The sequence below is a fragment of the Nocardia sp. CY41 genome (assembly GCF_009829325.1).
Lineage (GTDB): Bacteria > Actinomycetota > Actinomycetes > Mycobacteriales > Mycobacteriaceae > Nocardia.
This window is the reverse complement of the sequence record NZ_VUOS01000026.1, coordinates 66,762-80,037: the sequence shown is the minus strand read 5'-3', so window position 1 is coordinate 80,037 and position 13,276 is coordinate 66,762. Positions and strand designations below refer to the sequence as shown.

At 64.6% G+C, this 13,276-nt stretch carries 10 protein-coding genes; 8 read left to right on the top strand and 2 right to left on the bottom strand.

Features of this window, described 5'->3' with window-relative positions; genetic code table 11:
- Positions 1-18: 18 nt before the first annotated feature.
- Positions 19-915 carry a phosphotransferase gene (locus GVY64_RS27810; protein ID WP_159847628.1) on the bottom strand — a complete coding sequence of 299 codons (897 nt, stop codon included), beginning with the start codon at positions 913-915 and terminating at the stop codon, positions 19-21.
- Complete coding sequence (locus tag GVY64_RS27805) at positions 912-2,372, bottom strand: helix-turn-helix domain-containing protein (RefSeq protein WP_159847625.1); 1,461 nt, start codon at positions 2,370-2,372, stop codon at positions 912-914. The genes GVY64_RS27810 and GVY64_RS27805 overlap by 4 nt, the downstream gene beginning before the upstream one ends.
- A gap of 310 nt (positions 2,373-2,682) precedes the next feature.
- Here GVY64_RS27805 and GVY64_RS27800 point away from each other — a divergent pair, with 310 nt between their 5' ends.
- From GVY64_RS27800 to GVY64_RS27765, 8 genes are all read left to right on the top strand, one after another.
- Positions 2,683-2,862, top strand: coding sequence for a hypothetical protein (locus tag GVY64_RS27800; RefSeq protein ID WP_159847623.1), 180 nt, complete (start codon positions 2,683-2,685; stop codon positions 2,860-2,862).
- Between the two features lie 151 nt (positions 2,863-3,013).
- A complete protein-coding gene (locus GVY64_RS27795; RefSeq protein WP_159847620.1) occupies positions 3,014-3,412 on the top strand; it encodes a hypothetical protein in 399 nt (132 codons plus the stop codon).
- Positions 3,413-3,429: 17 nt separating this feature from the next.
- Positions 3,430-4,758, top strand: coding sequence for a phosphomethylpyrimidine synthase ThiC (locus tag GVY64_RS27790; RefSeq protein WP_159847617.1), 1,329 nt, complete (start codon positions 3,430-3,432; stop codon positions 4,756-4,758).
- A 1-nt stretch (position 4,759) separates the two neighbouring features.
- Positions 4,760-5,788, top strand: coding sequence for a hypothetical protein (locus tag GVY64_RS27785; RefSeq protein WP_159847614.1), 1,029 nt, complete (start codon positions 4,760-4,762; stop codon positions 5,786-5,788).
- Complete coding sequence (gene galE / locus GVY64_RS27780) at positions 5,785-6,762, top strand: UDP-glucose 4-epimerase GalE (RefSeq protein ID WP_159847611.1); 978 nt, start codon at positions 5,785-5,787, stop codon at positions 6,760-6,762. Before GVY64_RS27785 ends, galE begins: the two co-directional genes overlap by 4 nt.
- Positions 6,763-7,022: 260 nt before the next feature.
- Positions 7,023-8,768 (top strand): type I restriction-modification system subunit M, encoded by a 1,746-nt coding sequence (locus tag GVY64_RS27775; protein WP_159847609.1) that lies wholly within the window; start codon positions 7,023-7,025, stop codon positions 8,766-8,768.
- Complete coding sequence (locus GVY64_RS27770; RefSeq protein ID WP_159847606.1) at positions 8,765-10,024, top strand: restriction endonuclease subunit S; 1,260 nt, start codon at positions 8,765-8,767, stop codon at positions 10,022-10,024. Before GVY64_RS27775 ends, GVY64_RS27770 begins: the two co-directional genes overlap by 4 nt.
- Positions 10,024-13,158, top strand: coding sequence for a type I restriction endonuclease subunit R (locus GVY64_RS27765; protein WP_159847603.1), 3,135 nt, complete (start codon positions 10,024-10,026; stop codon positions 13,156-13,158). The genes GVY64_RS27770 and GVY64_RS27765 overlap by 1 nt, the downstream gene beginning before the upstream one ends.
- The last annotated feature ends 118 nt before the right edge of the window (positions 13,159-13,276 follow it).

Here is a 13,276-nt window from a genome sequence, read left to right as displayed (position 1 = left end):
CGAGAACGACGCACGAGATCACGACACCGCCTGCCATACTGCGGCCTTGTCCCCGGTTCGCAACGATCGGATGCGATGTCGTAGTTCTTCGGCCGCCGCGGGCTTGGTCGGCGCAAGCCGGATGTAGGCACCGAGGGAATGCAGTTCGGTGATGTCGCGCAGCAGGGCCCATCCGGGCCAGTCGAGAAGGTCGTAGCCATAGGCGGCTGCGAAGCGTGCCCGCTCCTTTTGTGGTTGGTGGAAGTGATCGGGCAACCCGTTCACCAGGTCGAGTTCGCGTGGCCCGATGCTGCATTGATCCCAGTCGACCAGCACCCACTGCCCGTGATCGCAGACGGCGTTCTCGCTGTGGACGTCGACATGAACAAGACCTTCCCCGAGCGGGAATTCGGTCTGGATGAACTGGCCGACCAGTGCCTCGGCGCGGGCGCGCAGCCACGCCCGGTCAGAGTCGGTGAGTGCAGGTGTCGTCCGCTCGCCATCGAGGGCTAGGGCTTCGAACAGCCGCCGCAGCGGCTGGTATCGAGGCACGGGGAACGGCGGCTGCGCTACCGAGTGCAGCCGCCGTATGAGTGCGCCGAGGTCGGCCGGGCACGGCCGATCTGGTGTGGGGCGGTAGGGCCAGAACGTAGCGATTGCGCCGTTGGCGATAACCGGCTGCGTCCCGGACGCTGGAGTGAGCGCGATGGGTGGGGCTTCGGCTGCCAGCCAACGTGTGACGGCGATGGCGGTGTGGGCGCGCTCGCGCCGGTAGGCGGTGTCGGGTGCCAGGCGCACGACGAGATCAGCGTGCGGCAGCAACCACACTGCGTTCGACCGATGATGCAGCAATTGCGCGTCGCGGTCGTCGACGCCGAACTCCTGACAGGCGGCGCGCACGGCTGCGCGACCGGGAAGCTGGCTTTCGGTGGTCATGAGGCCGCAGAGGCGAGAACCGCCCTCAGATCGCCGCGCAATTCAGCGACGATCGGATTGCTGTCGTGCTGTGCGGCGATGGTGTCCAGATCGCGGAGGCGCACGTAGCATCGGGGTGAAGATATCTCGGTGATTGCCGTGATCGCCTCGCGCCCGTGCCGGTTGGCTGATTCGAAATCACCCGCTTGCAGACAGGCGCTGGCAAGGGTGGGTAGGGCGACGGCGCGGCTGCGCGCATGTTCGCTGGCGTGGCCAGGGATCGCTGTGGACAGACGCTCGACCGCCGATTGTGCGAATTTGGGGTCGGAGAGCGACAGCAAATACATCGCATGGCCGTGTTGAGCGGCGATTTCCGCGGGCGTGACGAACCATGCCCAGGAGGGAGTGGTGTCGGGTTCGGCTGCGGCGTAGCGGTCTTCGGATAGCCCGAGGGCGCGCTGGGTGGCTGCGGAGTCGTTCAGGGATGCCCAGCACCAGCCCATTACCGTTGCGATGTACCCGGCGGTGATGGTGCTGATCGGATGGCGCCTGTTGGCGGCGGTCGATGAGGCAAGTTGCACGAATTTCAGTGCTTCATCAGGTCGTTTCAGATGCAGGGACTGGTGGGCCATGTCGAGCAGAATGCTGACCGTCAGGTCGGTGCTGCGCGGATGGTCTTCTCCACGGTGCGCCGTTTGCAAGGCGTATGTCCACAGTTTGCGGGCCGAGTCGTGTTCTTCGATGTCGTAGGCCAGCCAGCCGGCCATGCTCGCCAGGTCGGCGGTGGCGATCCACAGACGTGTTCGAACGTCCGTGGTGCATGCGGCGCCTTCCAGGGCGCGGACTTGATGCAGTTGGGTGAGTGCCGCGGTCCGGCAGAGTCCGCCGCCGTGCGCGAGGTCCCATTTCCGGAATCCTTCGGTGATGGCTTCGATGGCGTCGATGTCGGCGGATCCGATGTGTGGTCGGGTGACTGGCTCGAGCCGGTCAGGGAGGATGCTGCCCAGCCGGTCGAGCTGCGGGTGAAGATGGGAACCGAGTGCGGCTGCGGTTGCCAGGGTGATGAAGTCTCTACGTTCCACCCACGTCACCTCCTCGCGGGCCAGATTACTCGCAGTCCCGGAGCCGAACCCGAGCAGCGACGCGGGGATCGCAAAGGTATCGGCGATTCTGGCGATCAGCTTGGCGCTGGTGAGACGGCGTTCTCCGCGTTCGACGGCTGACACTCTGGACTGTGTGAGGTCGAGCAACGCGGCCAGCTGAAGTTGTGAGAGGCCGGTTGCTTCGCGAATCAAGGTGAACACCACGCTGAAGTCGTGGTCTGCCAGCGCCGCGCGGATCGTGGGGTCGTCGAAGAAGTCGGCGGTGAGCGCGTGCTTGAACCCGGCAGCTGAGGCGCAGTCGGCGCAGAGGTTTCCCGTGTGGTTTGCGGGCAGCGCCGTGCGGCATGTGCGGCAGATACGTCCCCCAGTATTCATATCTCACCTCAGTCGGTTGACCGCAGTTTGTCTCACAGTATGCGGTGGATGGCTTCTACGTGCGCAAATGCCCCTTTCGCCTGATCCCAGCCCGTTGTTGACGATGCGCAAGCCCCAGTGGGGCTAGTCCCGTCGGGCGTTGGGACGGCAAGCCGCGGCCGCGAATCTGGGATCAGCACCCGATGCCGGGGCATGCGGTCGACTCCTTTCCGCCCTTCGCAGGAATCAGCAACGGTTGGAGCCGGATTCGGACGCTGTGCGACTGGACCCGGCATCGGCGTGCCCACCCACCGACTGTCAGGGAGCTGTCGTGAAAATTTCGCAGAACACACGGGATCTGTGGGCCGCGCAGTATCACGACTGCGCGGTCGAACCCATCGATTTGGATCTGGACCGCGCCCGCTTCATTCTCCACGCTCATGCCGCCCATGGCGGCCGATGCCTGCCCTACCTCACGGCGATGGCCTACTCGTTCGGAACCGAGGTGTAGCCCGAGCATGCCCACCGAACACCACACACCCATACTCACTCGTTCACCGCAGATGACAACGGCTGCGCGACAGGATGTCTCGCTCTCCGGGCGGGATTCTCGGCTGCCTCGGATTCCGGACTGGCACGGGCTCTGCGCGGCATTCCGCGGCGTGACGGGCCACAACCCGGGCGACCATCTGATCACGCGATGGGCGCAAGCGCTGGCGCATCTGCACCGCACACGCCGCGTCATCCCCGAACGCGCGGCCGAAGTCGACCGACGCCGAGACGATGTCGTCACGTTGATCGACAACTGGGTCAGCACCCACATTCAGCCACGACGCGGCACCGAACGCATAGGACCGGCAGTGGATGCCCTGGCCGCCGCGTACGTCGATGCCGAACTGACGCTGGCGGCTGCCGAGCACGCGTCCGAACCCGTCGTGCATGAGGCATGGATCCACGTCAGTGCCCTGGCTGTCGACTGGGCTGACCTGATCACCGAAGTCGTCGACGGCCAACCGCCCGCACCGCGGCCTACCGGGCCCGCCACTCCGATACGTCCCTGATCGAAAGGACACACCAAATGTTCACCCTCGCAACAGATCCCCAGTTCATCGCCACATGTCAGGCCGAAGACCTCGACCCTGACACCGCCGCCCGCAGGGTCGAAAGCGGCACCCTTGTGTTCCTGCGGTCGCACGCGAGCCGACGCATGACGGCCTTCACACCGCTGCTCGTCGGTGAGGACACCCGCCGCAAAGTCGCCGCTCTCGTCGGACTGGGGCCGCGTGACCGCGACCGGCAGACCATCGTGGAAAGCATGGCGGTCATCCTCGCCGCTGGACCCGACGCTGTCATGGACCTGACCACCAACCCCGAAGGAGTGGCGCTGCGCGCGGATCTGAAGGAAGTCATGGGCGTACCGCTCGGCGCATGCCTGACATACGACCTGTTCGCTGACCCGCGTAAACAGCTGAGCCGCAACGAATTCCTGGACCGATTCGAGCTCGGGTTGGCCGCTGGCGTCGACTTCGTCCTCATCCACGCAGGCATCAACCCCGCCCTCGCGCAGATGAGCGAGGAATCCGACCGAATCATGCCCACGACCTCACGAGGCGGCGGGTTGCTGGCCCGCTACATGCGCCTCCATCACTGCGACAATCCTCTGATCGAGTACTTCGACGGAATCCTCGACATCTGTCGCCGCCACGAAGTCGTCCTCGACCTCGGCGACATCTTCCGCCCCGGCGCCACCGCCGATGCGGACGACGACCTGAAATGGCACGAGATCCACCTGCTGGCCGAACTCCGCAAAGACGCGTTGAACGCCGGGGTGCAGGTGTTGTGCGAAAGCGGCGGGCACATGCCGCTGCACCGGATTCCCGAACTGATCCCCGCCTACAAAGAAGCGCTGGGCGGTGCGCCGCTGTGGCTGGCCGGACCGATGGTCATCGACAACGGCGTCACCCTCGACGACACCGTCAACGCCCTTGGTGTCGCGGCGGCCGGACAATGTGGCGGCGACATGTTCGCCTCCATCACCCACAACGAGCACTACGCCATGCCTACCGCGCCCGACACCGCCACCTCCATCCGCATGGTCCGTGTCGCCATCACAGCGCTCGACCTCGTGCGTGGCTGGGAACCCGAAATCGCACGGCAGCGCGCGATCAGCGTGGCCCGCCGCGCCAACGACTGGGACATCCAGCAAGGTCACGCCCTCTACCCCGGCCTGGCGGGCAACGCGTTCATCACCCACGGCCTGCGCAAAGGCGCGCCCTGCACCATCTGCGGATCACTATGCCCCCACATCACAGCGAAAAAAGTGCACGAGGAAACACCCGTCCCCGCCTACCAGCCCGGACCCGTTCTGCTGCCCATGCCCGCGCCTTCCATCGAACCGGAGGCATGAAGTGGACACCACCGCCTTGGCCGAACGCATCATCTCCCGACTCCCCCACGCCACCGCCGTCGCCCGGGAAGCCCTCGATATCGCCGAAGACCTCCGCACGCTCGGGCACTGCGTACCCGCCGACGACTGGCTGATCGTCGGCGGCTCCCTCGCCCGCGGCGAACCCACCTTCATCCGCCACGACGGCAAGCCGCTGCTGATCAGCGACGTCGACCTCCTTTACGTCCACTACGGAGACCATCCCTCAGCTCAGAGCCAGGAACTCGTGTCCCTCGCGGAGAAACACTTCGCCGCAGTGGATTTGATGACGTTGTCGCTCGGCGACTACCGCGCCATCCAAACCTCCCTCGGGCACGACTTCAAAAACCTCGGCCTACCCGTCACCGATCGCGGCCTACCCGACCACCACCCCGTCACACTCGACGTCCGCGACGCTTACGAAATCCTGCTTTACTACACCCAGGCCTACTTCTGGCTCGGCCTCCACGACCAATGGTCCGCCGGAACGGCTTCCACGCACTCTCACCTGCTCGTCAGCCGACTGTGCGTAAAGATTTTGCGAGCTACGGCCATGCTCGAGGGCGCCTACGCCCACCACGACTTCGGTCACATGGCACCGCACCTCGCCGAACAGATGCGCGCCGAGCTGCGCTGGCGAGCCGACCCCACCCAACCGCCGATGGATCCGGGACGATTCTGGACCTACCTCCACCACGCCTTCACCCGGTTCGACGCCGAGTTCGGACAACCACGCTCCGACGCGGTCAACTACACGCGCTACGCCGTGACCAGCAGCGGCCGAATCGTCGCCCGACACCACCAAACCGTCCACGCCCTCGCACACGCCATGGCCGACGCATGGCACACCACACCCGACCCGACCGCATTGACTACGGTGAAGCAACGCGCCTGGGAACGCATCACCGGCTGGACCGGCAGCGCACGCCGAGAAAGCCCCGAAGAACACTTCCGCGCGCACAAACAGACCATCCACGACCACCTACTCGCCATGAAAGTGCAGGTCAGATGAAAATCCTGGTCACCGGGGGTGCAGGATTCGTCGGAGCCACCGTCACACGCCTGCTCCTCGACGCCGGACACAACGTCACCGTCATCGACGACCTCTCCCGCAACGACGACCGCCAAATTCCCCACGACGCCGAATTCATCAAGCTCCGCGTCCACGACATCGCCCAAATCCTCACACCGGGCTCCGGCTACGACGCCGTCCTGCACTTCGCCGGCCTCATCGCCGCAGGCGAATCCATGCACCACCCCGAATGGCACTGGGACAACAACACCCGCGCCTCCCTCGCCCTGCTCGACGCCATGCACACCGCCCACGTCAGCAAACTCGTCTTCTCCTCCACCGCCGCCGTCTACGGCGAACCCACCCATCTGCCCCTGCTCGAAACCTCACCCACCAACCCAGTCAACACCTACGGCGACACCAAACTCGCCATCGACAAAGCCATCACCACCTACACCCGCGCCTCCGCGCTCGGCGCGATCTCCCTGCGCTACTTCAACGTCGCAGGCGCACACGACTGCGGCGACGGCACCATGATCGGCGAACGCCACAACCCCGAAACCCACCTCATCCCCCTCGCCCTCGACACCGCCCTCGGCCACCGCGACAAACTCACCCTCTACGGCGACGACTACCCCACCCCTGACGGCACCTGCATCCGCGACTACATCCACATCACCGACCTCGCCCACGCCCACCTCCTCGCCCTCAACACCATTCACCCCGGCGAACACAAGATCTACAACCTCGGCAACGGCATCGGCTACTCCAACTACCAAGTCATCCAAGCCATCCGCGACGTCACAGGGATACCGTTCGACATCGAGACAGCACCACGACGGCCAGGCGACCCCGCAACCCTCTACGCCTCATCCGAACTCGCGCAACGCGAACTCGGCTGGACACCACAGAAACCAGACATCACCGACATCGTGCGTGATGCGTGGCAGTTCCACAGTAGGCATTCGAGATAGCTCCAACGCGGTGCCGGGCGCGCAGCGGAATCCGCCGTGCCGGTATCTCTCGCCGACATTTGGAAGAAGCGGCCGACCGTGACGGATTCGCTGAGCCGGTCGCTGCTGCCGACCTTGTGGCGCGCAGGGTGTTGTGATGCGCGATGATGTTCTTGTTACGCACCGGCTGCTGCAGCCTGTGCGCCGCCTGTTTGGACGGCACGCACGGGTCGCGCTGGGCGTCCAACATCCACCGTCGAGCGAGCCTCGTAAGGAGCCGTGTGAGCACCCTCGGTAGTTTTATCTGGTCGATCGCCGACCAGCTTCGGGGTCCCTACCGCCCCAACCAGTACGGCAACGTGATCCTCCCGCTCACGATCCTGCGCCGCCTCGACTGCATCCTCGAGCCCGACCGGGAGACGGTGCGCGTGCTGGCGGCGAAGTACGACAACCCCAACCGGCTCAAGATCGAGGTCAAGAAGGTCACTGGGCGGCCGTTCTATAACACCTCGAACTACTCCTTCGCCAACCTCCTCAAAGACGCCGACGGGCTGGCGGACAACCTGGCCGACTACATCGACCGGTTCTCGCCCGATGTCGACGTGTTCGAATACTTCGACTTCAAGAAGGAGATCCTCGCCCTGGAGAAGGCGGAGCTGCTGCGTGAGGTCATTACGTCCTTCAAGGCCGTCGACCTGCATCCGGACGTCGTCTCCAACGCCGATATGGGCGATGCGTTCGAGTACATCATCCGCAGGTTCAACGAGGCCGCGAACGAGACCTCCGGTGACCACTACACCCCGCGGGATGCGATCCGGCTGCTCGTCGACCTGCTCTTCGCCGAGAAGGACGCCGACCTAACCGAGGCCGGCATCGTCCGCACGCTATACGACCCGACTGCGGGCACGGGCGGCATGCTCGCTTTGGCCGAGGAGCACCTGCTAGAGCAGAACCCCGAGGCGAAGCTGAGCCTGTACGGCCAGGAGTACAACCCGCAGTCGTACGCGATCTGCAAGTCCGACCTGCTGGCCAAGGGCCACGACGCGACCAACATCGCCTTCGGCAACACGCTCACCGATGACGCGTTCAAGGGCCGCCAGTTCGACTTCTGCATGTCTAACCCGCCGTACGGCGTCGACTGGAAGCAGTACGCCAAGGCGGTCACGAAAGAGCGCGACGAAGCTGGCCCTTACGGCCGGTTCGCCCCTGGCCTCCCGGCGACGTCGGACGGGCAGATGCTCTTCCTGCTCCACCTGGCCCACAAGATGCGCGCCCGCGAGGACGGCGGCGGGCGGGCCGGGATTGTGATGAACGGCTCGCCGCTCTTCAACGGTGCCGCTGGGTCCGGCCCCTCCCAGATCCGCAAGTGGTTGCTGGAGAAAGACCTGGTTGATGCCATCGTCGCGCTGCCGACCAACATGTTCTTCAACACCGGCATCGCCACTTACATCTGGATCCTCGACAACACCAAGCCCCTCCACCGCGAGGGCCATGTCCAGCTCATTGATGGCACGTCGTTCTGGACCAAGATGCGCAAGAATCTCGGCTCCAAGGGCCGCGAGATCAGCGACACCGACCGCGCCGAGGTGGTGAAGTTGTACGCCGACTTCACCGACGCCGACCCGGACTACTCCAAAGTGCTGCGCAACGACGAGTTCGGCTATTGGACCATCCCCGTCGAGCGACCCCTCCTCGACGAGTCCGGCAACCCCGTACTCGACCGCAAGGGCCAGCCCAAGCCGGACCCGAAGATGCGCGACACCGAGAACGTCCCGTTCACCTACGGCGGCTCGACCGCTGGCGCGGCCGCCAAGGTCGAGGTCATTCAGGCGTACTTCGACGCCGAGGTGAAGCCGCACGTACCCGATGCCTGGATCGACTGGGCCAAGGTCAAGACTGGCTACGAGATCCCCTTCACCCGCCACTTCTACAAGTACGTCCCGCCCCGTCCTCTCGCCGAGATCGACGCCGACCTGGAGAAGCAGGTCGCCAAGATCCTCGACCTGCTGCGGGAGGTCGAGGGGTGACGCAAGCGCAGTTCGATTTCGAGCAGGCTTGGGCGGGCAGAGTTCCGGCCCGCTGGCGCTGGACTCGGAATAAGGAGCTTCTGGCCGAGTCACCGGCTGTCACTGTCGATGGCTCGGAGGAGCTCCTCAGCGTTTCGCATCTGACAGGCATCACTCCGAAGTCGGAGAAGAACGTGACGATGACTGCGGCGGAGAACCTCGATGGCTACCGCTTGGTGGACACTGGCGATCTCGTCATCAACACGATGTGGGCGTGGATGGGAGCGCTCGGCGTTGCGAGGCAGCCCGGGATCGTGAGCCCGGCGTATGGCGTCTACAGGCCTCGCCCAGGTGCGCCGTTCAATCCGGTGTTCTATGACTACCTCTACCGATCGACCCCGTACGTGATGGAGATGACTCGTCTCTCGCGCGGCATCTGGTCCTCGCGGCTGCGGCTTTACCCGGATGTCTTCCTCGGCATGGCGATTCCGGTACCGCCACCGGAGGAGCAACGCACCATCGCCGACTACCTCGACCGCGAGACCGCCCGCATCGACACGCTCATCGAGGAGCAGCAGCGGCTAATCGAGATGCTTCGTGAACGCCGGGACTCGATATGGGCCACATGTGTTGAGAAGGCCCGACGCCTCGGGCGTCCCGCTACTGTTCGTCGCGTCATCGAGTCGATCGTCGATGGTCCGTTCGGATCTTCACTCACGTCAGCTCATTACTCGGACGACGGGGCCCGCGTGATCCGACTTGGCAATATCGGCATGAACGAATTCAAGGACGGTGACGCCGCGTTCATCCCACTTGACTACGCCGAGGAACTCGAAGCGCACACCGTCGAGCAAGGTGATGTCGTTGTCGCTGGGCTTGGCGACGACAAGATGCCGCTCGGTAGGGCGGCGGTGGTGCCCGCACTTGGGCCGGCGATCGTGAAAGCCGATTGCTATCGCCTCCGACCCAACGAACAGGTGGGTGCGGCGTACCTTGCTTGGGTGATGTCTGCTCCGCAGACGCGCTCACAGATCATGCTGCTTGCTCGCGGCTCGACCCGTGCACGCCTCAATACGAAGGTTGTGCAACAGGTTGAGATTCCCCTTCCGGACAGGGACACGCAAGATGCGCTTGTGGCCCGGTCGGACGCCGATACCGCGAAGATCGACAGACTTATTGCCGAGTCGGAGCGGTTCGTGGAGCTCGCTCGTGAGCGGCGGGCAGCGTTGATCACGGCGGCGGTGACGGGGCAGATCGACATGCGGGAGATGGTGTGATGGCCGGTCACAACGAGGTCGTCTTCGAATCCGAGATCTGCGAGTACCTAGCCGACCACGGGTGGCTCTACTCCGACAATGACACTGGGTACGACCGGGAGCGGGCGCTCTTTCCCGAGGACCTGTTCGCCTGGCTGGAGCATACCCAGCAGGCGGCGTACGAGAAGGCTTTGAAGGCGGCGGGGTCGCAGGCGAAGTTCCTCGACGTGCTGGCCACGGCGCTCGACAAGCCTCTCGAACATGGTGGCGGGACGCTGAACATCTTGCGTAACGGGGTGCAGTACATCGGCGGTGGCCGGTTGAAGATGGCGCAGTTCCGCCCCGAGACGAGTCTGAACGCGACCACCAACGACCAGTACGCGGCGATGCGGGTGCGGGTGATGCGGCAGGTGTATTTCTCCACCGCTGACACGCGCAGCATCGACCTGGTCTTCTTCGTCAACGGGCTCCCGGTCGCCACTGTCGAGTTGAAGACCGACTTCGCCCAGTCTCTTGATGAGGCGATCAACCAGTACCGCAAGAAACGGCATCCGCTGACCAACGGGCGGCCGGAGCCGCTGCTGTCGTTCGGGCATCGGGCGCTGGTGCACTTCGCGGTATCCAACGACCTTGCCGCGATGACCACCCGGCTCGAGGGCGAGAAGACGCACTTCCTGCCGTTCAACATGGGTCACGACGGTGGCGCGGGCAACCCGCCTGGTGCCAAGAAGAGGTCGGCGACGGCGTACCTGTGGGAGCGGGTCTGGGAGAAAGACGCCTGGCTCAACATCATCGGCCGGCTGATGATCGTGGAGACCAAGCAGGAGTGGGATGTCGCGACTGGGACGTCGGTGCGGCGTACAAGCATGCTCTTCCCTCGGTTCCACCAGTGGGAGGCCGTGACGAACATCGTGGCCGCGGTGAGCGAGGAGGGGGTGGGGCGTCGCTACCTGATCGAGCACTCGGCAGGGTCAGGGAAGACGAACACCATTGCCTGGACCGCGCACCGGCTGGCGCGTCTGCACGTGAACGACGAGAAGGTCTTCGACTCGGTGATCGTGGTCGTGGACCGCACCGTGCTCGACGGGCAGCTCCAGGAGGCGATCCGGCAGATCGACGGGTCGGGGAAGATCGTGGCCACGATCAGCCCGGAGGACGTCCGCAAGGCGGGGGCGAAGTCGAAATCCGGGCTGCTGGCGACCGCTTTGAAGAACGGGGAGCTGATCATCGCGGTGACGGTGCAGACATTCCCGTTCGCCCTCGACGAGATCCGGGCCGACTCGTCGCTGAAGGGGCGTCGGTTCGCGGTGATCGCCGACGAGGCGCACTCCTCGCAGTCTGGCCAGATCTCCTCCAAGCTCAAGGCCGTGCTGACCGCGGAGGAGATCAAGGAGATCGAGGACGGTGGGGAGATCGGCATCGAGGCGATCCTGGCCTCGGAGATGACCGAGCGGGCCGAGTCGGAGAACATCTCCTACTTCGCGTTCACCGCGACGCCGAAGAACAAGACCCTGGAGCTCTTCGGCCGCAAGGGTCCTGACGGGAAGCCGGTCGAGTTCCACCTCTACTCGATGCGGCAGGCGATCGAGGAGGGCTACATCCTCGACGTGCTCAAGGGCTACCAGACCTACGACACCGCGCTGAAGATCGCCGGTAAGGCCGAGAGCGGCGACGGTGGCGAGGTGGAGGAGGCCGCGGCGCGTAAGGGGCTGATGCGGTGGGTGAAACTGCATCCGACCAACATCAGCCAGAAGGTGCAGATCATCGTCGAGCACTTCCACGCCAACGTCGCCCACCTGCTGGAGGGCAAGGCGAAGGCGATGGTCGTGACCGACTCGCGCAAGGCCGCGGTGAAGTACAAGAAAGCGATCGACGCCTACATCGCCAAGCGGGCCGCCATGGACTCCTCCTACAACTACCGCACCCTGGTCGCCTTCTCCGGCTCGGTGACTATGGCCGAGGACGAAAAGTGGGCTTCGGACTGGGGGCCGCAGCCGAGCAAGGCCGACGAGTTCACCGAAGCCAACCTCAACCCCGGCGCCGGCTCGGACCTGGCTGCCGCCTTCAAGGGCGCGACCTACAAGATCATGTTGGTCGCCAACAAGTTCCAGACCGGGTTCGATCAACCTTTGCTCTCGGCGATGTACGTCGACAAAAAGCTCTCCGGGGTCACTGCCGTGCAGACGCTGTCTCGGCTCAACCGCACCCATCGCACTGCCGGTGGGGAGCAGAAGCGAAAGACGTTCGTCATCGACTTCGTCAACAAGCCCGAGGACATCCGGACTGCGTTCGAGCCGTACTTCACCAATGCCACCCTGGAGACCGAAACCGACCCGTACGTCGTCGTCCACCTCGCCACCAAGCTCGCCCAGGCCGGGATCTACACGCCGGGGCAAGTGCGCGAGGTAGCCGAACTGTGGGTCACCCGCAAGGGCAACAACGCGCTCTCGGCCGCGATCAGCCCGGCCAAGAGCGATTTCGCCCGCCGCTACGCGGCGGCGATCGAGGCCGACGACAAAGTCACCCTCAACACCCTCGACCTGTTTCGCAAGGACGTCTCCACCTACGTCCGGCTCTACGACTTCATGAGCCAGATCGTCGACTACGGCGACCCGTACATGGAGATGTTGTCGATATTCCTGCGGCTCCTGGAGAAGGTCATCGCAGACTCCTCCTGGGCCGCGGAGGTCGACCTCTCCGACGTGGTCCTGGTCGGGGTCAAGCACAACAAGGGCATCGCGGTCGACATCTCGCTGACCGGTGACGGCGAGCTCAAGGGCATCAGCGCCGCGGGCACCGGCACCCGGAAGGAGCCGAAGTACGTCGCACTACAGGTCGTCATCGACAAGATGAACGACCTCTTCGGTGCCGAGTTGTTCGCCGAGTCGCAGGTCCGTGAGTTCGTGCAGGGATTGGTGCAGCGGCTGCTCGCCTACCCGGACCTGGTCAACCAGACCAAGGTGAACTCGAAGAAACAGTTCATGGAGTCCCAGGACTTCCAGGCGGCGGTCACTGAGGCGGTCCTCGACAACCAGGAAGCTCACAACACCATGGCCGACTACTTCTTCAGCGACGGCCCTGGCATCAGCGCTGTAATCATGGCGCTCGCGGACGCCTTCTACGAGGCAGCGATCGATCAGCAGACGGACGTGTGAGCGGCCCGGCCCCGGAAGAGACCGTGTGTGGTACGTACTCAAGCACTCCTTTGCCAGGTCGCCCTCGGCGAAGAACACAGGCGACAGTTCGACGCCACCCAAGAGAAGGGGCCCTGTA

What these genes read in the sequence shown, in the direction of transcription:
- GVY64_RS27765 (WP_159847603.1), top strand. Translation starts at nt 10,024, where the DNA reads ATGGCCGGTCACAACGAGGTCGTCTTCGAATCCGAGATCTGCGAGTAC.
- GVY64_RS27805 (WP_159847625.1), bottom strand. Translation starts at nt 2,372, where the DNA reads ATGAATACTGGGGGACGTATCTGCCGCACATGCCGCACGGCGCTGCCC.
- GVY64_RS27810 (WP_159847628.1), bottom strand. Translation starts at nt 915, where the DNA reads ATGACCACCGAAAGCCAGCTTCCCGGTCGCGCAGCCGTGCGCGCCGCC.
- galE (WP_159847611.1), top strand. Translation starts at nt 5,785, where the DNA reads ATGAAAATCCTGGTCACCGGGGGTGCAGGATTCGTCGGAGCCACCGTC.
- GVY64_RS27790 (WP_159847617.1), top strand. Translation starts at nt 3,430, where the DNA reads ATGTTCACCCTCGCAACAGATCCCCAGTTCATCGCCACATGTCAGGCC.